The sequence below is a fragment of the Flavihumibacter solisilvae genome, from assembly GCF_000814475.1.
GTDB lineage: Bacteria > Bacteroidota > Bacteroidia > Chitinophagales > Chitinophagaceae > Flavihumibacter > Flavihumibacter solisilvae.
The window spans coordinates 280,738-302,013 of the sequence record NZ_JSVC01000019.1; the positions used below are offsets into that span (position 1 = coordinate 280,738).

Here is a 21,276-nt window from a genome sequence, read left to right on the forward strand (position 1 = left end):
TCTTTATAGTCTTCCGCTTAGTTTGATATAATTCCACCCGGTGATCACCAGGAAGATAAAAAACAGGTAAAGGCTGAAATATTTACGGAGATGCGTAGTGCTATGGGTAATGCCAATGGCAGCAAGTATCAGCAAGCCGGGAACTGCAGGCAGGTGAAACCGCTCAGAAATGGCAAACGGCGAGCTTGCCAATACAAGTAAATACCCAATGGCATAAAACAGCAGGATGGATGCGTTGCGGAAATTGTGGCGGATGCTGTACACTATTCCCACGATCAGGAAAAACGCATAAATATTCCGGATGAAATTTCCTCCCACTAATAGCCAGATAAATTCCTGGAAGGGTACATAAACGAATGAAGGAAATGGCGCCATAAGGATGATGGAAATAAAAAGCGGGATACCGGCCATCAGCGCATATTTATTGCCGAAATCACGTTCAGCGCGGAAGCGCATATTGTCGGACTGGCTGGTGCCCGCTTTACTGAGGAATTCAGCGATTTCAACACCTATCTGGCTGTGAAGGATAATATAGCCAAACCCTGCCAGCAACAATACAGTAACAGCCATGTTAATGATCCTTCTTTTGGACGGATGGCTCACCGCGCCATACCCTGCAAGTGTGAATACTGCAATGGAAGCCAGCACGGTCCTGATCATAAAGAGGCTAAAGAGAACAGACAACAACAGTGCGATGTTCATGGCGGACCGCTTCTGGTTTCGGATAATGGTAATAGTCAGGTAAACGAAAGCAGTGATCAGGAAGACCATCAGGGTCTCTTTCAATTGCGAGCCAAGGTAGACCAGGAAATTGGGAAGCAGCATCGCAGAAATCCCAGCAGTTCGGGTGACCAGGGGTGTGGCATCGATATTTTTTGCAATGCGGTATACCAGTACTACCGTTAAACTACTCAGACCAGCAGCAATCAGTCGCGTGATAATCAGGGAAGGCCCGAATAAGGCATATAGCGCACCGAGGTAAATATTGAATCCAAGGTCGGAAAAAGTAATGCCTGCAGTGTAGCTCATGACCTGGAAGTCGCCCTGCTGGAAATGATCTGCGATCTTTTGTGCTGTTCGGTGATAGAACAGGGAATCGACGGGATTGTATTCAAAGGCAATACCAGTAGCTGCGATGAAAAAAAAGTAGAAAAAGACAACCGCAAGAACGCGGATCACCAGTGCGGACAGGAAAAGCCTTTTGATAAAATCTTTTTCAGGAAGCTGGAGCCATTTGTGCAGCAACTTGTTCAACATCATAAAGTAGCCAGCTGCAACCAGGAATCCGCAAACGATAAAAGGCCATGGGATAAAGTTTTCGTGGAACAGGTACCAGTTCACAAAAATGGTAACGATTAAAAATGCAATGATGTACAGGACGATCTTCCTGCTCCAGAAACCGTATGGCTTTTCCATTTCATTCATACGCAGGCCTGTTTTTCTTGCGGAGACGCGATAGGATGGGGAATAGTTTACTGTAACCCAGCAACAAGGTCGAGCGGTTGATCAACCAGGAAAAGAGCCCATACATAACCATACAGGCAACAAAGTCCAGCATTACCGATGCAACAGGATGAATGCCTTTGTACACGGATTGGTGTACCAGGCATGCGTTTCCTCCCGCCAAAGCTGCAGCAATAAAAGACCCGCCGATATTGCGGAACATTTCCCATACTTTGATATCAATGATCCGGAATGCGATCATCCAGCCTGGAATCCAAAGGAAAACGAGGAAGCTGATCGAATAAGCCCAGGCAACACCAGCGATACCCCAGTTCATGCCCACCAGGATGGCGGTTATGATAACAATAGTGTTGTAGATCATCCACCGGAAAAGTTTGCTCGTCTGGCCGGTTGATTTATAGATCCAGACAGTAGTCAGGCCGATCGTGTCAATTACGCCGTAGATGCAGAAGATCCGCAGGAGGTAGGCTACTTCCATCCATTTGCTGCCGAGCAGGATATAGATCAGTTCGTCAGCAGCGATGATCACATAAACAAAAAAGGGAAGAATAATAAAGGCGAATAACCTGGTGGTCAGGAGAAATACTCTTTTCATGTTCGGAAGATCATCCTGATAGGTAGAAAGCACCGGGAACATGACCCTTGCCAACACCTGGTGGGTGAGGTTAAGGGGTTGAAGCATGAGGAAGTAAGCCCTGGAATAAATACCGAGAGCGGTTGCGCCAAGCGCTTTTCCAACAAGGAGATTATCGATATTCCGCGCCGTAAAGTTCAGGAGGTCGTTGCCCAGCAGGTTCATACTGTAACGTCGCAGCGAATGGAATGCTTGCAGGCTGAAGCGGAAAGAAGGTTTCCAACTCGATGTATTCCAGAGAATAATACTACTGATCGTGTTAATGATCAGGTATTGATAAACGAGAGTATAAACACCCGTTCCCTTCAGCGCAAAGTAAAGCGCGGCAATTCCACCTGCGGTCACTGCAATACTATCCTGAATAAACAAGCGCTTGAATTCAAGGTTTTTTTGCAGCAACGCTTCCTGCACGCTATTCATCGATCCAATGATGAATACGAGTGAATACAGGCGGAGAGCATCTGTAACAGGCGGCATCTTGAATACCGTCGCTATGAAAGGTGAAGCCAGGTAGAATACCAGGTAAATGATCAGTGCCGTACCCACGTTGATCCAGAAAACCGTGCTCAGGAACTCATCGTTGATATCCTTCTTCTGGATCAGTGCAGCACCTAATCCCAGGCTGCGGACAACATCAGCAAGGTTGATGAACACCAGCAGGATACTGAAAACGCCGAATTCGGCCGGGCTGAGGATCCGGGCAATCGCCAGCTGGAAGAAGAACTGGATGAACTGCCTGAAGAATTTTGCAGCCAGGCTCCAGCGCACACCACTCAGGGTGCGTTTTTCCATTGATGATGCCGGCTTTGCTGTCATGGTACCTGTTAGTTGAAATATTCGCCCTTGAAAATTTCGCCACCATACAACTCATCAATAAGAACATCGTTCACCACCACCTGTAGGTTGCGGAACTCTTTCTTTTTAAGGGATGCATTGAGCAGTTCCAGGTAACGCACTTCTGTATAATTCTGCCTGACAACAAACAGTGTCGCATCCGAAAACCTTTCCAACTGCAGCGCATCAGAGATGATCACAAACGGAGGAGTATTGATAATGATGTAATCGAAATGGTCGTCGCAATACCGGAAAATCTCTTCCAGCTTAGCCATAGGCAGCTCGGGAATCATCTCGAGGGGTTTTGTACCGGGAAGTATATAGAGGTCTTCCCAGGTTTTATGTTGTACGATAATATCCTGCAGATTGGTAATTTCTCCTTTCAGATAACTGTTCAGGAAGTTGCTGTGTTGTACATCGAGGTGTCTGGCGATATCAGGGTTTCGCAGGTCGAGATCAATGAGCAGGGTCTTTCTTTTATTTGCGGCAAAGCTTGTAGCCAGGTTTGTGCTGACAAAAGACTTCCCCTCTCCTGTTGTGCTGGAAGTAACCAGGATCTTTTTCGCACGGGATTGTCCGGGCATTATTCTTTCGACCCTTGTCCGCAACAGGCGGAACTGTTCAATGGTTATCCGGGACCGCGAAAGGAAAGCCGAAAAGTGAAATTTCTTCATGCGCGTGATCTCCCCGATAATGGGGCTGCTGATGCGTGATGCTATCGCTGCCTTGGAATTGACCTTATCGTCGACTGTTGATTTAAGGTTGATGAAGATTGTCGGGATAAGTAATGCCAGGAAACAGGTTGATGCCAGTACAATGATCTTGTTGGGTTGCACCGGTTCTACAGAACTATATGCCTGGTCAATTACCCGCAACCGGTATATAGCGTCCACATTACTCAGGGAAGCTTCTTCCATTTTTTGCAACAGGAAGATGTAAATATTCTCCCGGACTGATTTCTCCCGGAAGATGGTCAGCAGCCGGCGTTCGAGGATCGGGATGGAACCGATCTTTTCATCAACCGTTTTTTTAATGACTTGCAGAGAAGCAATATTAGCCTGTACGGACCGCAGTTGGATCGCCAGGTTCTTCATGATGCCGTCTTTCTCCACCTGGATCTTTTCATCCAGGCTTTTCAGGGTGACATTCTTCTGGCCGGTTAGAGTGACCATTTCAGCTTTCTTCAGTTGCAGCTCATTGAAGCGGGCAACCATTTCAATCAGGACGGGGTCATTAGTACCGAGGTTTGGCGGTGAAACCGTATTTTCCGCAACCGCAATATGATGCTCCAGTTTTTTCAGGATCTCCAATTGGAGGTTTGCGGTGTAAATATTCTGTTCAACATCTTTAGATCTTTCGAGCAGGATCTTGGCATCTTCGCCCAGGTTCGTGATCTGCCGCCGGATCTTGAAGTCCTGCTCCTGGTCTTCGAAATCGTTCAGCTGGGAAGAAAGCAGCTGTAGCCTTGCCCGGATGATGTCCTGGAGCGTATCGGTCTCGATTCTCTTGGTGAGGATATTGGTCTTGTTATATTCATTAACGATTGTCTGGAGCAGCAAGGAACCTTTCTCTTTCGACGGATGAAGGAGCGTCAGGTAAAGCAGGCTGGCATTTTTTGACGGCGCGGAGATGTTGAGCGATTTATTGATCTGCTCTGCCGTAACCGCAGGATGCTGTACGTTGATCTTCAGGTCGCGTATGCAAATTGTATCCATACATGGACTCCTGGAAATAGAAAACCTGGCGCCCTGGTACCGGATCATTTCATTGAAGGAATGCCGGCTGTTGTCATTGAGGAGGGTAAAGTCACCCTGCTGTTCCAGCCGGATCTCCAGGGGAGTTGCTTCAAGCTCTTCAGAGCTTTCGACGAGGAGAAGTTTTACCGGTGGGTCGTTGTGAATGGCGGAATAAAAGAAATCGTTTTCCCCTTTCTGGTAATACGAAATATTCAGTTTGAGTACATCAATCACATTCCTTAACACCGTATTGGACCTGATGATCTGGATTTCATTTTCTATGCTTTGCATATCGGTAAGCATATCCAGCTCCGAAATATTCAGGCTGAGTGTTGATCCCGCTTCTTCGCCTTTTACCAGGATGGATGACTGGATCCTGTATAAAGGCTGCGCGACACGGATATACAAATAAGCCAGGACAAGGCAGGCAATGAAAGACAATAAATAACTGCGCTTATGCCTGAGATATTTACGGATAAGGCTCTTGGTGTAATTCTGATCCTCATCAAAGTTGAAGGAGCTACTGTTCATGAAGACTAAAAATTTATCTGGCGCCGGGTTAGCGATGCAAATAACATGCATAATGAAGTGGATGATCCTTTATACCTATTAAGTATTTGTTATGAATAACCCTGGTATATATGCGTAACAGCAAATACGGTAACTATGCGGATTATTAAAAACCCATGAGCTGGTTACACCTCCTGCTGGTACTCTGTTGGTTTCGCGCTTCCAATGAGATCACACTCGAGTCATTCGGGGTGAAGGGGAATGGAACGGATGAAACCGCCATGATCCTGAAAGCACTGGCTGCTGCAAGAGAAAAGAAACTTCCGCTGCGGTTGCTGGGAAAAACATATGTTTTTTCCCCAACGCAAACCATTGACATCACAGGAATTCCTGCATTTACAGGAAAAGGTCGTTTTGATTTATCGCGAACCGGTACTGCTATAGGGAACAAAGCCATGAAAGCCGTGTTCCAGGTAAGCGGGAAGATCCAAATGGTTCAGTCCGGGATCCGCGAAATAAAAGCAGGTGATACACAACTGAGGCTTACCTCCGGACTTTCATTGAAGCCCGGAGATGTAATGTTCCTTACCAGCGCAGAACCATTGGCCAATACAAGGCGTGCCTACTATAACAAGGGCCAGCGGCTCATAGTAAAGTCATACGAAAAGCAAACAGGATTACTAAGCGTTGCAGAACCTGTCAACTATTCCTTCAATTCGGCGTGCCTTTGGATAAATAACCTGATCCCGGAATTTAGCGTAGACAAGGACATTGAATTCGTAACGGCACCAATGAACTTCATCACCTGTCTCAGGATCTATTATGCAAAAGCAAGGATAAGCGGTCGCTATACCAATTTTGCTTTGACCGCCGTAATGTTCAAATCATCTTCAGGCACTGTACAGGAAATGCAGGCCGAACTTCCCGTTTCATCAAACAATGGCTACAGTCATTGCATCCAGGTGGCTGACATGAGTGATGTCGCTATTTCGAATTGCAGGTTATCCGGCGGCAGGCATGTGATCAGTGGAACTGCCGGCGGGTTATGGGAACAAAATTCATGTGGTGGCAATGGGCATGCGGGCTATCCATCCCGGTTAACGATTGACGGGGGTGAATATAAGGGCACTTTCGGGGTTGCCGATATTACTGCCGACATTGGAACACTCGATGCCCACGGAGTTGTGCAGGAAATGGTGATCCGGAACTGCACAGTTTATGGTGGCATCAATCTAGGGGCAAACAGGATGATTGTTGAGAATGTAACAATTTACCCGAACGGAAAGTATGCATTTAATGTAGGCAGTGATGTGGAACCCGGGTCAGAATGGGGACAATACAGCCTTCAAAATATAACCGTTCGCCTGAAGGACACAGACCCCGCTGTTTTTTCAAGCAAGGCAGATATAATGCGGCTCACCATCCGGGGGATGAAAGTGGAAGGTTTTGGTCGCAACAACCTGCTGATTGATTTCCGGAAGCAGGCACCTAAAGAAGTTGATGTAAGTGACCTGCAGGGAAGAGGGATTGATCAACCCGATATCATCCGGTTATTGAAACGAACCAAATGGCGGGTAACCAATTCCAGCCTCGGAAAAGGGTCCGTACGTCAATCCTGATCACCAATAAGAATGTAAACCACAGAAAAGTTCAACAATGTATTTTCTTCGCAACAAGTTAATGTGTTTACTGCTGACAGCGGGTATAATGGCTGGCATGACATCCTGTATCCAGTCAAAAAAAATTGCTTATTTCAATGACAGCCTGGTAAATGATTCCATCGTGGCCATTAACGGGCTGGAACCTGTGATCCAGGTAAATGACATGCTGAGTATAAATGTGAGTTCTTTGAGTCCTGAAGCCACACTAATATTCAATGCACCTAATTTTCCCGTAACGCCTGCATCCAACCCAGGAGTTACTTTGCAGCAAACGGCTGGATATATAGTAGACCAGCAGGGTTGCATCCAATTCCCCATCCTGGGAAAGATCCAGGCAGCAGGTTTATTGAAGTCGCAGCTGGAAACATCCATTGCTTCGGAACTTACGAAAAGGGACCAATTGTCGGAGCCCATGGTGAAGATCAGGTACCTGAATTTTCGGGTAACCGTACTCGGGGAAGTGGCAAGACCTGGAGTAGTCACGGTACCAGGTGAACAGATCAGTATATTGGAAGCCCTTGGCGCATCGGGTGACCTGACCATTTATGGCAAGCGGGACAATGTAATGCTGATTCGGCAGGAAGGAAACCAGAAGATCGTGCACCGGATCAACCTGAATTCTGCAAACATCATGCAATCTCCTTACTTCTACATGCGATCAAATGATGTGCTATATGTTGAGCCCGTGAAGGCAAGGGTCGCAGCCAGCAGTCGCAGCCAGCAACTGCTCCCTTCCATCCTGGCCGGGATCTCTATCGTTGTTGTGTTAATAACCAGCCTTGTGAACTAAAGGCTTGCTGCAGCAATAGATCAGTTCTGTAGGATCTACAACATAGCGCAGGTTCTGCTTCGTTTTAAATGAAGCAGCATAGTCATCCGCAACCACCCTGAAGCCTGCGTTTTCGAGACGTTGTTTATAGTCAATGCCATAGATTCGCTTATGATCGATATGGCCGAAATGGAGCAACCGGCCTTCATTCGTTGTGATGGAAGGATCTTCATAACTAACGTCCCTTGAATAGTCGATGGGCACCTGGTGGATAGCCCATCCGCCTGGCTTCATTACACGCAGGAGTTCGCGCATCGCAAGATGATCATCGGGTATATGTTCCAATACATGGCTAGAAATCACCACATCAAAATGATTGTCGGGAAAGGCCATATTCGTCATATCCACCTTCATCATTGCCCTTGGTGAATTGAGGTCAGCGGAATAGTATTCCAGGTTGGGTAATGCCGCGAATCGCTTATAAAAGCAATGCTCAGGTGCGAAATGCAACACTTTGAGCCTGTCGTTGAAAAAGTTGGTCTTGTATTTTAAATACATATACATGAGCCGGTGACGTTTTGCCGAACCACATTTAGGACAATTGTGACCTTCCACAAACCGCGCAAAATAAGATCCGCATACCGGACAGAAAACTTTGTTTCCCATATACAGCATGCTTCGCATATTGTAATAGGTTTTGAGTAGAGGATCAAAGGCTGTTGTGGGGATCATTTGCTTCACAGAGTACCAATGCCGTGATTTAGCTAATTGCATATGCAGGATTTAGTAACCAAAAATATTGACCTGCACTAATAAAATTCATTGGTTCAAATAAGTTATCAATTGCATAATAATTCAATAATATACAGGTACTATTTTCATCAGGTTATTTCTTCTCCACCACATCTGAACTTCCCTTCTATGATCGCAACAGCTGAAAATTCATCGGTCGCGTATAAACGCGAAACATTTCCCAGGTTGGAAAAAACCCAGGAAAGCGAGCACCACAATGTCATGTTTCCACTTAACCGGAAATATGATGTGGACGCATTATTACTATATATGAACAGGAAACTTGAAACAGGATCAACTTTCTCCGGAATCTTTTACAGCAGTGAATATTATGCAAAGAAGATCAGGACCGGGGAAGCGGGATTTACCGGACAGGTAAGATGGATGCGGGAATTGCTTCTACACCGCGTTGTGCCCAAGCTGTCACCTGCAATGAGGGACTTGTACATTAAACATACAGCAGGACAGGAAAAACATTTCACCCGACCAGAGGTGCTTGGCCGATTGTACAAATACGGTTTTACCATTTCCAATTTCCAGGAGAAGGATCATGTCTGTTATTTCACTGCACGCAAAATCAAGTCTCCTGATTTAACTGCACCTAATATGTGGCCGATATTTGCCATGAAGCGGATCGGTCATGAAGGTAAAATGATCACCGTGTTCAAGTTCAGGACCATGCATGCATTTTCCGAGCACCTGCAGGAGTATGTTTATCAACGGAACGGGCTGGCTAACGGCGACAAATTCAATAACGATTTCAGGATTTCCCGTTGGGGTAAATTATTAAGGAAATATTGGATAGACGAGCTGCCGATGGTGGTGAACCTGTTAAGAGGTGATATGAAGCTGGTTGGACCAAGGCCTTTGACCCGGCATAAATTCAACCTGTATTCACCGGAGCTACAAATCGAAAGAATTAAATACAAACCCGGGCTGCTGCCACCATTTTATGCAGACCTGCCCGATACACTCCAGGGCCTGATGGACTCGGAAAAGAAATACCTTGACGCTTACAGGAAAAAAGGTGTGCTTGCCGATATTCACTATATGGGCCGGATTGTTGGGAATATCCTGTTCAGGCGGGCGAGAAGCAATTAGAATAACATGCGGGTAATGCCTTCTTCAAGGGTAACCTTTGGTTCCCATCCAAAGACTGCCCTTGCCTTTGCACAGTCTGCAACGGTGTCAAGAATTTCGTTTGGACGAAGTTGGCCTGTGTCATTAATCGTGACATCTTTATTTAATATCCTTGCAATCATCTGAACCAGGTCACCTACTGACGAGGACCTGCCAGTACCTGCATTGAAAATTCCCGCGACAGGATGTTGAACTGTTCTGATCAACAGGTCCACGAGGTCATCGATATAAAGATAATCGCGCCGGGGTATCAGCGACTGCACCTGCACGTTACTGCCTGTCATGATTTGTTTCAAAAGAAGCGGGATCAGAAAATGGTCTGCTTGTCCCGGTCCAAATATATTGAATGGTCGGATGATGGTGATGTGCATCCCGTATTCACGCTGGTAGAATAGGCAAATGTCTTCAGCAAGTTTTTTCGAAAGTGCATAAGGATTATTGGGATCCGGCAGTAACGATTCATTAATCGGATTGACGTTAGTATTGCCGTACAGGTAAGCGCTGACGAAAGTTACCGAAGCATTTTTCCTGCGGGCAAATTCGAGCGTTTCCAGTGTACCCTGGACATTGGTCTCAATAAAAGCAGCCGGGTGCTCCCAGCTGTGTGGAACAAAAGTGCATGCTGCCAGGTGGATCACATGACTGACATTGATGGACTCCGCATCTGCAAAATAGTCGCGGGTGCTTATGGACCCTTTTCGGGAAAGCGGCGCGACGAAATCGTAGTCCCGCTCGAGCAACTGACGGCAAAGGTGACGTCCGATAAACCCGGTGGAGCCGGTTACAAGTATGGTATTATTCAAGGATGGGGTTTGTTTGCAGGAAAAGTTCCTTTTTCTCTTCGAACTCGTCGATAGCCTTCATGTAGTCATCAGGTCTCCCAATATCAAGCCAGTACCCATCAAATGCTTTTACGCGCACTCTCTTTTGTCTTTCGATCAGGTTAAGCATGAGGTTGTCAAACCCATAAGGCACATCCAATGGCACATAGCCAAGCACCTCGCGGCTAACCATGTATATACCCATACTGACGTTAAAGGTTGTTTTAGGTTTTTCACGGAAGCCTACCAGGTGACCCAGGTCATTTACATCAAGCACACCGTAAAGATTGATGTGTTCGCGGAGATGGGAAGAGATGGTAAATAGCGCATTTTCTTCAACATGTTCCCTGTAAAACGCGGCATAGTCGAGGTCAGAAAGGATGTCGCCATTCATTACCAGGAAATGTTCAGGAAGGTCGCTCACCAGTCGAAGCGGGGCAATCGTTCCGAGATTGGTACGTTCCAATGAATAATCGATGCGTATGCCCCATTTCGAACCGTCACCAAAAAAGGCCCGGAAAATATCTGCCTGATGATTGAGCGCAAGGGTGATATGATCGAAGCCATGCATCACCAGCTGGCGGATGATCACTTCCAGGATCGGGTAGTCACCGATAGGCATTAACGGTTTGGGCAATACAACAGTATAAGGCTTCAGCCTTGTGCCTTTGCCACCTGCGAGGATGATAGCGCGCTTAGACATTGTATATTCCAGGTTTATATCGGGTTAACTGATGAGGTTGAAGGAACCAGTCGATGGTTTGTTGCAATCCCTCTTCAAAAGAAACAACGGGTTCAAAACCAGTAAGGGATTTCACCAGGCTGTTATTGCTCCACAATCGCACTACTTCGGACCGTACAGGCCTTATTCTCACCGGGTCTGTAAATAATTCAACATCCGCCTGCATGAGTTTTGCAACCAGGTGAAAAACATCATGAACGGAGATTTCGAAATTGGAACCAAGGTTGATGGTTTTGCCAATAGTATTCAAAGACTGTGCAATCCTGGTGAAGCCATTGCAGGTATCGGAAACATAGGTAAAATCGCGTGTGGGACTGGTATCACCCAGGTCGATCTGCTTTCTCCCGCTGGCTATCTGGGTAATAATTGTGGGAATAACAGCACGCGCACTCTGCCGGGGACCATAAGTGTTGAATGGCCGAACGATGGTGAGTGGCAGGCCGAATGAATTGTAATAACTCATCGCGATGGCATCTGCACCGATCTTGCTCGCACTGTAAGGTGACTGTGGTTGGAGTGGATGTTTTTCGTCGATGGGCACATACTGCGCCGAGCCGTACACTTCGCTGGTTGAAGTATGGATTATCCTGTCACAGCCGTTTTCCAGGGCAGCCTGGCAAATATTCAAAGTGCCGGTTATGTTGGTTTCCACATAGCTTTGCGGGGCTATATAGGAGTACGGAATAGCGATCAGTGCAGCAAGATGAAAAATAATATCCTGGTCCTTGGTAATTACCCTGCAAAAATGCGGGTCACGAATATCGCCGGAAACGATGTTGATTTTTTCAAGACATGCGGTGTGCTCCAACCATCCCCAGTTGTTAAACGAATTATACTGGCTGAGCGCAGTAACGATGGCACCTGCATCAACAAGCTGCTCTACGAGGTGGGAGCCGATGAATCCATCACCACCAGTTACAAGAATTTTCTTGCCGGATATTTCAATCATTGGTTTTTGATTTCAAATTGACGAATAGCTTTCTCATATACGCGGATGATGCGTTGAGTGGTTGCGTTAGTTTCGTAAGCCATCACAATAGCATCACGACCATTGGTAGATTCAAAGCGGACTGCCTCAGACAGGGCAGCAGCGAGGTGTTCCGGTGTTGCCTTTGAAATGAAGCAACCTTTTGTTTTGCTTATTACGGATCTCACATCGCCGACATCTGTAGAAACAATTGGCCGGTTGCAGGCCATTGCCTCCTTAATAACCTGCGGAGAGCCTTCAGTTCTGCTGCAGAGTAGTAGGGCATCAGCAGCATTGAAAAACAACACTACATCCTCATTGGAAAAATTATTGAACTCTATCAGTTCAAAGGAATCGCCAAGGCGCTTCATGGTTGCAAAAGCCAGCTCCGGACTTTTTACCGGGCGGTCAAACCGTGAAGCAAACAGGACATATTTTTTTCCCTGTTCAAAATAATAGCGCCCGGAATGTTGCAGCTTCTCCCTTGCCTGTTGTTTAGGTACAGGTTGAAACACCATGGAATCAACGGCACATGGGATGAGATGGCATTTATCCTTATTTGGCAGGTGGTTTACCAGTGTGGGAGATACGGCAATTGCAGCAGTGGACAACTTATTCGCCAGCTGGGAAAAAATGCGAACCCGTGGATTGTTGAGATCTGATCCGTAATAGGACACTACCACAGGTAGGCGACGCTGAAAACTGGCAAGCAGGCCGGAAAGACCGTAGTGACCATGGATCAGGGCATAGGCGCCGTCCTTTACAGTTTGTGTCAACTCAAAATGGTTTTTCAGGTAGCCGGTAATGCCCTTTCCCCGAACATGGAAATAATCCACTTCATATCCTCTCTTTTTCAATTCATCTTCCTGTTGGACAATGAACACCGGCACTTTCCTGTTATTCCCGCTACAGACAAAAAGCACTTTCATTGAGGTTAAAATTTTGCAGTATAGATAAGGGTTTGACGGAAGGCAGGTTTCCGAACCAGGTACTTCATCACAAGTTTTTTAAACCGGCCTGATGACATAGGCTTATGAGTAACAAAGTCGTGGTAAAGCGGGGTATAACCTGCTTTTATAAGAATGCGGTTAAGCGAAAAGGAACTAAACCAGTAGAATTGTCCGGAAGTTGATTGATTATTGCGCGAGAACGGGACGTTGATTGACATCACATTGGGGACAGTTATTATGATTTCGCAGGCAAGGCTGCCAAATCGTTCCCTGATGGCAGTGAGCAGCAGTAACGGGCTTTCAGAATGTTCCAGTACGCCATCCACTATAATAATATCCCAGTTGCCGGCCTCGGTAGCATAATTCAATTTCTCTTCCTGAATTATATCAGTTGTATGAAAAAGCGAGTCAGGATTGTCGATACGATGAAGCTTGTCAGTAAGTTCCTGTAGTTTGCTGTGCAGCTTGTGATTATTGTTGCTTCCGATATACAACACATTTTTACGGGTTGCGCGCTTACATAAATAGCTGATCCTGTCGACTGGCTTTGCCTTTCCCGGCATAACGGCCAGGGAAGGCAGATCTGTTACTTCATCATTGCCTGTTAGTGATAGTGAAGAGCCATCTTGTTGCATGAAGGAAGTTTTGGTGCTGTTCTGGTCTGATGCAAATTAGACGGTTTAACAGCTTAGGTATGTTATCTCTGCATTATGTAATTATGAAAACAACATATCCTTCCTGAGCAGGCCAGGCCTCAGTTATTTACAATTTGTTAATATGTAACACTAATAAATAATTACACTTTGCGGTTTTTTACTGATTAAATGAAAAAGCCGGATTACGCTTCCATCTATCTTCCATGCACCCGCGAAAACATGTTGATTCACTATCCTGGATTGAAGGAGTCACCGGGTGAAAGATTTGTCGTGATACCCGCATTTGACAAAGGCGACTTTGATTTAGGAATCCCAATTCATCTACCCATGGAATGGCAATCCATTGGCCAGATCAGGTTGTTGCGTTTTGGAGATTTACATGAAGAAGAGATGGACAAATTAGTTGAACAGTACTATTGGAAGCTGGTAAGCAAAGCAATCGCAATCTTATGGTATGATGAGGCGTTTTTGCTGGCTAAGGAAATGATGGTTAATGTTATCAGGCAGTCAAATAATTTTGAAAAGGCGAGCCTGGATCCACAGGCGAGGATCTTCCGGTTTTATTATTCAGGCGAGATGCCCGGTTGTGAAAATGTTGAAGCCTTTCACATAAAGCTAAAGGATCACCCTGATAATGATTCCAATTGGTCTGACCGGAAATGTCTCCATGAGGTTGCAGCAATCTTTAGTGGAATGATTCTGGAGACAATGAGTTCGCGTAAGCATGTTGACCTGCAGGCGATTGATCTTGTCCAGGTACCGTTGAAAAGATCATTGATCAACTTTAACCAGTTTATCCAGGCAATGAACAAGTATAATCGTCCTGCTAATTACATTACAACGTTGAAAAGAGTAAGATCTCGTTAACGAAACATTATTCATTGAAAAATTCTTTCAATGCAACTGGTGCCCAGGTTTCGGTGGGTTCTATAAGCGGGCAGGAATGGTCTTTAATATTCTGAATAAACTCCCAGGCATTCCTCACACTGAACTTTGCCTCGAGGTGTATTGCCGCCTGTGTTTTCTTTTCCTTTGCAAGAATGCGACCATCAAGCGCATAAAGTGTATGATTGAAATATTTGGCCTTTACTTTTCCTTCCTTGTTAAAAACACAGTGCCCGAGTAAAATACCGATCAAGGTGCCGTCAGGCATGGCGAGGGTATTGTTAGAGATCATACCTGCCGGGATATGGTCCTGTTGACTGAGGATGGTCATTGTTTTATTTACAATTTCGCATACTAATATGACGTGAACGTTAACAATGCAAGTAGTAGTTAAATGCTTCAACGGATAAACAGCTAGAGCACACAATTCAGACTTCCAGGTTCGACTTTAGGTTCGCGAGACTCACTTCAAGATCCCGGCTAAGGGTTTTTTCTATCAGCTTTAATAGCAATAGAATGTTCGCGGGATATTTCAACTCACTTGAAAAGGTCCATTTTACTATCGTCGTTCCGGATGTATCCGGCGGCGTATCAAAAGACCCGGTTTCCAGTAAAGATTTTGCAACGCCTTTAAACGGACGACTGAAACGTACTTCTGTTTTAATAGAACTATCGGTTACAATACTTTTAATCTCTTGCTCTCCTGCGCCGGCCTTATTGTAACCGTCCCACCTATAGATAAAGCCTTCACTCCCGTCAACACCGGTAAAATGCTTCTTCATGGCAGGATCGATCATCACCCATTTGTTGTAGTTATCCTGGTTCTTTAGTAACCGCAGGTATTGAAACACCTCTCCGACCGGCCGGGAAATCAATACTGACCGTTCAATCGAATAGTTGCGCCTGGTGAATAGCGCAATAAGAAATAGCAGTGCAATAGCAGAAACTACTATTACTGCTACGATTAATGTAACATTCATAACTTTTAGATTTTAACGCGTGAATAAGATTCTTTCCGCATGAAAATGCGTACAACTGCTGAAGCCGTTAGCACAAGCCAGGCGCAGTAGATCAATACAGCCAACCGGTTAAACCAACCGATACTGGTTACATCAGAAAACCCACCCTGGTTCCAGCTCATCATGATAAATGTGGAAGCAATCATCATTACCAGGCTTAACCAGGTGAAATGTGCAAACCAGGTAACCAGTTTCCATTCGTTATTCCAGCCAGGATTTAACCTGAGACTGTAGCTTATCAACAATCCGGCGATCGCCTGTCCGGGAAGGCCTATCATTGCTGAGAGGCCATGAAGGCTGCCATGCGCCGTAGGCGTTACCGGGGTTGCGTATGGTGAGTCAATCACGAAAACAGCACCTAAAATCAATGCACAACCGGCAACATATAATAGCATCACCCCAACCCGACCTGACCGGGTAACCACTTGTGACCTGATCGACACCCCCAATGCATAACAACTTAAGGCCCATAAATCAAAGGAAAGCTGCATAACCCAGCCATACTCCCCGATAGCATATTCACTCAGCATGTGTCCGGCGGGTTCCAGGTCGGTCTTAAGTGCATGCAACAAGGTCATCAGTAATAGTGACACAATAGCAGCGCTGATCGAGATCCTCGCAAAAACGATATTATCCCTACGCATATAATTACAGTATTACTTATTGAATCTTGTGATAGTTGATCATCCATTGAATGCCAAAGCGGTCAATACACATCCCGAAATAGTCGCCCCAAAAAGTCTTGTTCATGGGCATTTCTATAACGCCATCTGCAGACAACTCCGAAAATAATTTATCCGCTTCCTTTTCCCCGGAAGCCTGCAGGCAGATATGATAGTTATTGCCAAACGCAACAGTTTCGCTGCTGTCGGATATCACGTCTGATGCCATGAGGGTGAAACTATCAGTGATCCGAAGGGAAATATGGATCATTTTCATCCTGTTTTCAGGACTCATCTTTTCACTACCGGGCATATCCTTGTAACGCCGGACTGAATTGAACTCACCGCCAAATACTTCCTTATAAAAGTTCATTGCCTTTTCGCTGTTTCCATTGAAGTGCAAATAAATTTCAACGCTTTGCATAACAGGTTGTTTTTGAATTTTACCCTACAAATGTAGATGGGATACGCATAGTTCATACCGTGTAAATACGACATTCTAAGGAGGGCAAATGCGACACTAATTATGAATACATTTGCCCTGAATCCTTCTACCATGTCAACCGACACAAAACACATTTCCATCCTCGCACTTAAGAATGCCAACATCGCATCAATTGCAGATGCCAGGATGGTATTTCTGAAGGCGAATGAAATCCTGAAAGCATCAAAGCAGAAGAAGATGTTTGAGGTAAAAATCATTGGCACTAACCCGGAAACATACCTGTCTGACAATCTCTTCATGATCAAACCAGATGCGATCACCAGCCAGGTCAAAAAGACAGACCTGATTATTATCCCGGCATTAAACGGCGATATGATGACGGCAACCCATAACAACAGGTTTTATGTAGACTGGATCATCCGTCAGTATAAACGAAACGCAGAGATAGCATCATTATGTACCGGGGCATTTATGCTAGCATTTTCAGGTTTGCTCCGGGACAAGAAATGCACAACACACTGGCAGTATGCGAATGAATTCCGCCATTTCTACCCCGACGTGGAACTGATAGACGAAAAAATCATTGTCGAGCACAACGGTCTATATTCCAGCGGCGGAAGCAATGCATACTGGAATCTCCTGCTGTTCCTGGTCGAGAAATTTGTAAACCGGGAAACAGCCATCCAGATCGCCAAGTATTTTGTAGTGAACCTTGACAAAGTACAGCAGACACCTTTCATCATTTTCAACGGTCTCAAGGACCACCATGATGCAGAAGTGCTGAAGGCCCAGGAATACATCGAACAAAATTACCCGCGCAAGATCACCGTTGATGAACTTGCTACAAGTTTACACCTGACCCGGAGAAGTTTTGAACGCAGGTTTAAAAAGGTTACGCACTGTTCAGTGATTGAATACCTGCAAAAAGTCAGGATTGAAGCAAGTAAAAAAGAACTGGAAGCCGGTCGAAAACCGATTGATGAAATACTACTCGAAGTCGGATATTCCGACCCACAGGCGTTCAGGGAAATCTTTAAGCGAATAACCGGAACAACCCCGATTGAATATAAAAACAAGTACACGAAGCCGCAATAAGCCCGTCACGTTGAAATAGGTTTATCTTTGAATGGTGCCAAATGATACATTATGAAACATGGTCTTTTGATCGATATGGATGGAGTTATTTACAGCGGTGAGACGCTGATTGAAGGTGCTGACAGGTTTATTGCCAACCTACTGAAGCATGAAATACCATTTACCTTCATGACCAATAACAGCCAACGCACACGACTGGAGGCAGTTCGTAAGTTAAAAAACTTTGGCATCGACGTTACCGAAGATCACATTTATACCAGTGCTATGGCCACAGGTAAGTTCCTGGGCGACCAGGGCACCAACGGCACGGCTTATGTATTGGGAGAAGGAGGTCTATTGACTTCCCTGCATGAAAACGGTCTGACCCTTGTCGATACAGATCCGGAATTCGTAGTGCTGGGCGAAGGACGAAATTTTACCCTGGACATGGTTCAAAGGGCGGTGGATATGATTCTGGCAGGCGCCAAATTTATCACGACCAACAGGGACCCTTCCCCGAAAAAACCCGGCTGGAATAACCTGGGGATAGCAGCCACTACTGCTATGATAGAAGAGGCAACCGGCATAAAAGCCTTTGTAATCGGTAAGCCTAACCCGGTAATGATGCGCTCTGCAAGAAAATACCTGGGATTGGAAACTGCAGAGACCACGGTTGTCGGCGATACTATGGAAACCGACATCCAGGGCGGCATTCAGATGGGTTATAAAACAATTTTAGTACTGTCGGGGATCGCACAAAAAGAACACCTGGGGCGATATGCCTTTAAACCCGACATGATCATAAGCTCAGTAGATCAAATTGATTTGCCCCTGAAGTGGTGGCAATAAAATTGGAGGCATTTTTTACAAGAAAGCAACCTGGCCCTTCAAGACCTTCGTTTGTCCGTGGTCCAGAGGGTCAGGTTGCATTTAAAATTGATCATACCGCCGAAATCTCACCCTACATCGTCATTCCTCCATCAACCGCAATTGCCTGTCCGGTTATGTGCGGAGAAGAGGCAATGAATAAAACAGCCTGGGCTATATCTTCAGGGCTTTGATCCACACCCTGGGGTATCAATGTACGTTTATTCCTCTCCCACGATTCAGCCTCGGTCTCACCAGGCTGTTTCCATCGATCTGCTATTCCCCCATTACCCCGCCACATACCAGTGCCGATAATTCCAGGACAAATTGCATTTACGGTAATGCCTGTATTTGCTACTTCTTTTGCAATACTGTTTGTAAACCCAATTACTGCAAACTTGGAAGCCACGTAGTGCGACAAATATGCCATTCCCATTTTTCCTGCAATTGAAGCAGTATTAATGATGGCTCCATTTTTCCGTGGTTTCATCACTTCGAGTTCAACTTTAGTGCAAATGAAAACTCCTTTTGCATTTATACTTAAAACCCTGTCCCATTCATGTGTATCTATTTCCTCAATACCGCCAATACCTACAACACCTGCATTGTTAACGGCGACATCAAGGCTGCCGAACTTTTTAATTGCGGTTGCTACTACGGATTTCATTGATTCATACTCGGTCACGTTGGCTGCTATGGATAATACCTCAACTCCCATGGCGCTCAGTTCGGCACTGGTTTCTCCCAGGATTTCTGTCTTTATGTCAATCAATACAATGTTTGCACCTTCCTTTGCAAAAGCCAGGGCTATTGCCTTTCCAATACCACCACCGGCCCCGGTGACAAGAACTGTTTTGTTTTTAAATGTGTGTGCCATATTACTACTTTTACTCTATAATTAGTTGATTCAATAATTGCTTTCAGGAGTGGTAACCCTTATCAATTTTGGATTGACAAACTCATATATTCCTGCGGGCGACTGTTCACGTCCGTACCCGGAATGCTTTGTTCCCCCGAATGGAAGCTCGGGCGCAATGCCAGTCACATGATTGATGTACACCATTCCTGATTCAATTCTCCTTGCCACTTCTATAGCTTTCTCAATATTTGTTCCGAAGACTGAACCGCCAAGGCCGAATTCAGTTGCGTTGGCGATTTCTATTGCTTCATCTATTGTGCGATACGTATACAAAACGAAAACCGGCCCAAATATTTCTTCCCGATATGCATCCATTTCAGAGGTTACGCCAGTGATAAGCGTCGGTTCCACAAATGCCCCAGGGTGGTCAACCCTATTACCGCCCATTAAGACAGTTGCCCCTTGTTCAACAGCCCGGCGTATTTGTTTTATCACAGCTTTTGCCGCCCTTTCACTACTTAAAGGAGCTACATCCGTATTCGAATCCATGGGGTCCCCTGTCTTCAGCATCCTGAAAAGATTCTTTGTCTTCGCCAGAAATTCATAGTAAATACTACCTGGAACAATTACCCGCTTTGGTGATACGCATACCTGGCCGGCGTTCCACATCCGTCCATAAACAGCTGTATGTACGGCCTTATCAATGTCAGCATCCGCTAAAACGATAAAAGGATCACTACCCCCGAGCTCCAGGGTTGTTTTTTTGACTTTTGCACCTGCTGCTGCTGCAACACTGGCGCCGGCAGGTTCACTTCCCGTTAAAGCAACTGCAGCGATTCTCTTATCCCTAATTAATGGTTCGATTGATGATCCAGGAATTAAAAGGTTATTATAAACACCTGCCGGCACGCCTGCTTCCAGGAAAATCTCTTCCATAATCATAGCACATTGAGGTACATTGGAGGCATGCTTTAAAAGAATAGTGTTGCCCGCCATAATATTTGGAGCTGCGGACCGGGCCACCTGGTAGAAAGGAAAGTTCCAGGGTTGAATACTGAGTAATACACCAATAGGTTCATAACTTAGAAAGGCGCTGCCTGAAGTAATTTTGAGAGGCTGATCTGCCAGGAATTCCGCTCCATTTCGTGCATAATAATCAAAAATATCCGCACTTAGTTCTACTTCATAGACGCTTTCCTTAAGTAACTTACCCATTTCAAGGGTTGCCAGTTTCCCAAGTTCTATTTTCCTCTTACGCATAATTGAAGCAACCTTGTGTAATAAGTAACTTCTATGCTCAAACGATGTTTTCCTCCAAAGTGCAAAAGCTTTATATGCCTTTTCAACAATTGAGTTAACCTGGGTTCTACGCATCACATCAAATTCACTGACTACCTGGTTAGTGAATGGATTGACGGTTCTGATAGGTGATTGCTTTGTTAATGTTTCCATGTCCGTTCTTTTTAAAACAAATTATATTCTACGTTTCAACAGGACGAAGGTCGCATGGACAGGAAGTTTGTCTTTTGTATATTAATTGGAAAAAGTTGTAGAATTGAGATAAGACCAAAGGAAGTAATGTTGGAAATTAACACATTAATATTCTAACCCACCTGACTGACTTTCATCATTTTTTACAATTAAAACATTTGACCTTTAACTTCTGGTAACAAAAAGTACGTCTCCATAAATCTACTTTTGCTTACTCCACATTAGTTAAGCCTAAAAGTTGAATCGATGAAACAATTAAGACAGTTTGATCTGTTAAAGGTGGGTTAGAATATTAATG

The 21,276-nt window shown here is 45.2% G+C and carries 21 protein-coding genes; 6 read left to right on the forward strand and 15 right to left on the reverse strand.

Translation table 11 applies throughout. The annotated features are described in order from the left end of the window. Window positions 1-3 precede the first annotated feature (3 nt). Genes OI18_RS17670 through OI18_RS17680 form a run of 3 tightly spaced genes read right to left on the reverse strand, consistent with a single transcriptional unit; the run spans window position 4 to window position 5,199 of the window. Window positions 4-1,425 carry a hypothetical protein gene (locus OI18_RS17670; RefSeq protein ID WP_039142161.1) on the reverse strand — a complete coding sequence of 474 codons (1,422 nt, stop codon included), beginning with the start codon at window positions 1,423-1,425 and terminating at the stop codon, window positions 4-6. Then, window positions 1,418-2,914 (reverse strand): lipopolysaccharide biosynthesis protein, encoded by a 1,497-nt coding sequence (locus OI18_RS17675; protein ID WP_039142162.1) that lies wholly within the window; start codon window positions 2,912-2,914, stop codon window positions 1,418-1,420. The genes OI18_RS17670 and OI18_RS17675 overlap by 8 nt, the downstream gene beginning before the upstream one ends. Before the next feature lie 8 nt (window positions 2,915-2,922). Beyond that, window positions 2,923-5,199, reverse strand: coding sequence for a GumC family protein (locus OI18_RS17680; protein ID WP_039142164.1), 2,277 nt, complete (start codon window positions 5,197-5,199; stop codon window positions 2,923-2,925). Window positions 5,200-5,354: 155 nt separating this feature from the next. Here OI18_RS17680 and OI18_RS17685 point away from each other — a divergent pair, with 155 nt between their 5' ends. Further along, window positions 5,355-6,797, forward strand: a complete 1,443-nt coding sequence (locus OI18_RS17685; protein WP_039142165.1) for a hypothetical protein — start codon at window positions 5,355-5,357, stop codon at window positions 6,795-6,797. A 97-nt stretch (window positions 6,798-6,894) separates the two neighbouring features. Next, entirely contained in the window at window positions 6,895-7,629 is a 735-nt protein-coding gene (locus OI18_RS17690) for a polysaccharide biosynthesis/export family protein (RefSeq protein ID WP_082038034.1), read from the forward strand. Here the strand turns inward: OI18_RS17690 and OI18_RS17695 are convergent. Continuing rightward, window positions 7,606-8,382 carry a class I SAM-dependent methyltransferase gene (locus OI18_RS17695; protein ID WP_152616872.1) on the reverse strand — a complete coding sequence of 259 codons (777 nt, stop codon included), beginning with the start codon at window positions 8,380-8,382 and terminating at the stop codon, window positions 7,606-7,608. The two genes, OI18_RS17690 and OI18_RS17695, sit on opposite strands and share 24 nt — an antisense overlap. Before the next feature lie 147 nt (window positions 8,383-8,529). Between OI18_RS17695 and OI18_RS17700 the strand changes: the two genes are divergently transcribed. Then, window positions 8,530-9,501 carry a sugar transferase gene (locus OI18_RS17700; RefSeq protein ID WP_052273351.1) on the forward strand — a complete coding sequence of 324 codons (972 nt, stop codon included), beginning with the start codon at window positions 8,530-8,532 and terminating at the stop codon, window positions 9,499-9,501. Here the strand turns inward: OI18_RS17700 and OI18_RS17705 are convergent. The 5 genes from OI18_RS17705 to OI18_RS17725 are packed head-to-tail and all read right to left on the reverse strand — an operon-like array spanning window position 9,498 to window position 13,655. Then, a complete protein-coding gene (locus OI18_RS17705) occupies window positions 9,498-10,343 on the reverse strand; it encodes an NAD-dependent epimerase/dehydratase family protein (RefSeq protein WP_039142169.1) in 846 nt (281 codons plus the stop codon). The two genes, OI18_RS17700 and OI18_RS17705, sit on opposite strands and share 4 nt — an antisense overlap. Continuing rightward, window positions 10,336-11,064, reverse strand: coding sequence for a nucleotidyltransferase family protein (locus OI18_RS17710; protein WP_039142170.1), 729 nt, complete (start codon window positions 11,062-11,064; stop codon window positions 10,336-10,338). Before OI18_RS17710 ends, OI18_RS17705 begins: the two co-directional genes overlap by 8 nt. After that, on the reverse strand, window positions 11,057-12,052 hold the full coding sequence (locus OI18_RS17715; protein WP_039142173.1) for an NAD-dependent 4,6-dehydratase LegB: 996 nt from the start codon (window positions 12,050-12,052) through the stop codon (window positions 11,057-11,059). Before OI18_RS17715 ends, OI18_RS17710 begins: the two co-directional genes overlap by 8 nt. After that, window positions 12,049-12,999, reverse strand: coding sequence for a glycosyltransferase (locus OI18_RS17720; protein WP_039142175.1), 951 nt, complete (start codon window positions 12,997-12,999; stop codon window positions 12,049-12,051). Before OI18_RS17720 ends, OI18_RS17715 begins: the two co-directional genes overlap by 4 nt. 5 nt (window positions 13,000-13,004) lie before the next feature. Beyond that, a complete protein-coding gene (locus OI18_RS17725; protein ID WP_039142177.1) occupies window positions 13,005-13,655 on the reverse strand; it encodes a hypothetical protein in 651 nt (216 codons plus the stop codon). A gap of 189 nt (window positions 13,656-13,844) precedes the next feature. Between OI18_RS17725 and OI18_RS17730 the strand changes: the two genes are divergently transcribed. Further along, entirely contained in the window at window positions 13,845-14,543 is a 699-nt protein-coding gene (locus OI18_RS17730) for a hypothetical protein (protein ID WP_039142179.1), read from the forward strand. Window positions 14,544-14,550: 7 nt separating this feature from the next. Here OI18_RS17730 and OI18_RS17735 read toward each other — a convergent pair whose 3' ends face one another. The 4 genes from OI18_RS17735 to OI18_RS17750 all read right to left on the reverse strand — a co-directional run bounded on the left by OI18_RS17735 (window position 14,551) and on the right by OI18_RS17750 (window position 16,666). Then, window positions 14,551-14,892 carry a hypothetical protein gene (locus tag OI18_RS17735; RefSeq protein ID WP_039142182.1) on the reverse strand — a complete coding sequence of 114 codons (342 nt, stop codon included), beginning with the start codon at window positions 14,890-14,892 and terminating at the stop codon, window positions 14,551-14,553. A 97-nt stretch (window positions 14,893-14,989) separates the two neighbouring features. Further along, window positions 14,990-15,541 carry an SRPBCC family protein gene (locus tag OI18_RS17740; RefSeq protein ID WP_039142184.1) on the reverse strand — a complete coding sequence of 184 codons (552 nt, stop codon included), beginning with the start codon at window positions 15,539-15,541 and terminating at the stop codon, window positions 14,990-14,992. Window positions 15,542-15,546: 5 nt separating this feature from the next. Further along, the gene (locus OI18_RS17745) at window positions 15,547-16,224 is read right to left on the reverse strand and encodes a DUF998 domain-containing protein (protein ID WP_082038030.1); all 678 of its coding nucleotides are present in this window, start codon (window positions 16,222-16,224) and stop codon (window positions 15,547-15,549) included. A 16-nt stretch (window positions 16,225-16,240) separates the two neighbouring features. Next, on the reverse strand, window positions 16,241-16,666 hold the full coding sequence (locus OI18_RS17750; RefSeq protein ID WP_039142189.1) for a VOC family protein: 426 nt from the start codon (window positions 16,664-16,666) through the stop codon (window positions 16,241-16,243). Between the two features lie 102 nt (window positions 16,667-16,768). On the opposite strand from OI18_RS17750, the gene OI18_RS17755 reads away from it, so the two are divergent. Beyond that, entirely contained in the window at window positions 16,769-17,782 is a 1,014-nt protein-coding gene (locus OI18_RS17755; RefSeq protein WP_240312792.1) for a GlxA family transcriptional regulator, read from the forward strand. A gap of 51 nt (window positions 17,783-17,833) precedes the next feature. After that, window positions 17,834-18,610 carry an HAD-IIA family hydrolase gene (locus OI18_RS17760; protein ID WP_039142191.1) on the forward strand — a complete coding sequence of 259 codons (777 nt, stop codon included), beginning with the start codon at window positions 17,834-17,836 and terminating at the stop codon, window positions 18,608-18,610. A 112-nt stretch (window positions 18,611-18,722) separates the two neighbouring features. On the opposite strand, the gene OI18_RS17765 is transcribed toward OI18_RS17760, so the two are convergent. After that, on the reverse strand, window positions 18,723-19,505 hold the full coding sequence (locus OI18_RS17765; RefSeq protein WP_039142195.1) for an SDR family NAD(P)-dependent oxidoreductase: 783 nt from the start codon (window positions 19,503-19,505) through the stop codon (window positions 18,723-18,725). 30 nt (window positions 19,506-19,535) lie between these two features. After that, on the reverse strand, window positions 19,536-20,939 hold the full coding sequence (locus OI18_RS17770; protein WP_039142197.1) for an NAD-dependent succinate-semialdehyde dehydrogenase: 1,404 nt from the start codon (window positions 20,937-20,939) through the stop codon (window positions 19,536-19,538). Between the last annotated feature and the right edge of the window lie 337 nt (window positions 20,940-21,276).

Excerpts from the sequence above, each read along its gene's own strand:
- OI18_RS17715 (WP_039142173.1), bottom strand. The coding sequence starts at position 12,052 with ATGATTGAAATATCCGGCAAGAAAATTCTTGTAACTGGTGGTGATGGA.
- OI18_RS17730 (WP_039142179.1), top strand. The coding sequence starts at position 13,845 with ATGAAAAAGCCGGATTACGCTTCCATCTATCTTCCATGCACCCGCGAA.
- OI18_RS17760 (WP_039142191.1), top strand. The coding sequence starts at position 17,834 with ATGAAACATGGTCTTTTGATCGATATGGATGGAGTTATTTACAGCGGT.
- OI18_RS17755 (WP_240312792.1), top strand. The coding sequence starts at position 16,769 with ATGAATACATTTGCCCTGAATCCTTCTACCATGTCAACCGACACAAAA.
- OI18_RS17740 (WP_039142184.1), bottom strand. The coding sequence starts at position 15,541 with ATGAATGTTACATTAATCGTAGCAGTAATAGTAGTTTCTGCTATTGCA.
- OI18_RS17710 (WP_039142170.1), bottom strand. The coding sequence starts at position 11,064 with ATGTCTAAGCGCGCTATCATCCTCGCAGGTGGCAAAGGCACAAGGCTG.
- OI18_RS17700 (WP_052273351.1), top strand. The coding sequence starts at position 8,530 with ATGATCGCAACAGCTGAAAATTCATCGGTCGCGTATAAACGCGAAACA.
- OI18_RS17680 (WP_039142164.1), bottom strand. The coding sequence starts at position 5,199 with ATGAACAGTAGCTCCTTCAACTTTGATGAGGATCAGAATTACACCAAG.
- OI18_RS17770 (WP_039142197.1), bottom strand. The coding sequence starts at position 20,939 with ATGGAAACATTAACAAAGCAATCACCTATCAGAACCGTCAATCCATTC.
- OI18_RS17745 (WP_082038030.1), bottom strand. The coding sequence starts at position 16,224 with ATGCGTAGGGATAATATCGTTTTTGCGAGGATCTCGATCAGCGCTGCT.
- OI18_RS17695 (WP_152616872.1), bottom strand. The coding sequence starts at position 8,382 with ATGCAATTAGCTAAATCACGGCATTGGTACTCTGTGAAGCAAATGATC.
- OI18_RS17690 (WP_082038034.1), top strand. The coding sequence starts at position 6,895 with ATGACATCCTGTATCCAGTCAAAAAAAATTGCTTATTTCAATGACAGC.
- OI18_RS17735 (WP_039142182.1), bottom strand. The coding sequence starts at position 14,892 with ATGACCATCCTCAGTCAACAGGACCATATCCCGGCAGGTATGATCTCT.
- OI18_RS17685 (WP_039142165.1), top strand. The coding sequence starts at position 5,355 with ATGAGCTGGTTACACCTCCTGCTGGTACTCTGTTGGTTTCGCGCTTCC.
- OI18_RS17750 (WP_039142189.1), bottom strand. The coding sequence starts at position 16,666 with ATGCAAAGCGTTGAAATTTATTTGCACTTCAATGGAAACAGCGAAAAG.
- OI18_RS17725 (WP_039142177.1), bottom strand. The coding sequence starts at position 13,655 with ATGCAACAAGATGGCTCTTCACTATCACTAACAGGCAATGATGAAGTA.
- OI18_RS17670 (WP_039142161.1), bottom strand. The coding sequence starts at position 1,425 with ATGAATGAAATGGAAAAGCCATACGGTTTCTGGAGCAGGAAGATCGTC.
- OI18_RS17675 (WP_039142162.1), bottom strand. The coding sequence starts at position 2,914 with ATGACAGCAAAGCCGGCATCATCAATGGAAAAACGCACCCTGAGTGGT.
- OI18_RS17765 (WP_039142195.1), bottom strand. The coding sequence starts at position 19,505 with ATGGCACACACATTTAAAAACAAAACAGTTCTTGTCACCGGGGCCGGT.
- OI18_RS17720 (WP_039142175.1), bottom strand. The coding sequence starts at position 12,999 with ATGAAAGTGCTTTTTGTCTGTAGCGGGAATAACAGGAAAGTGCCGGTG.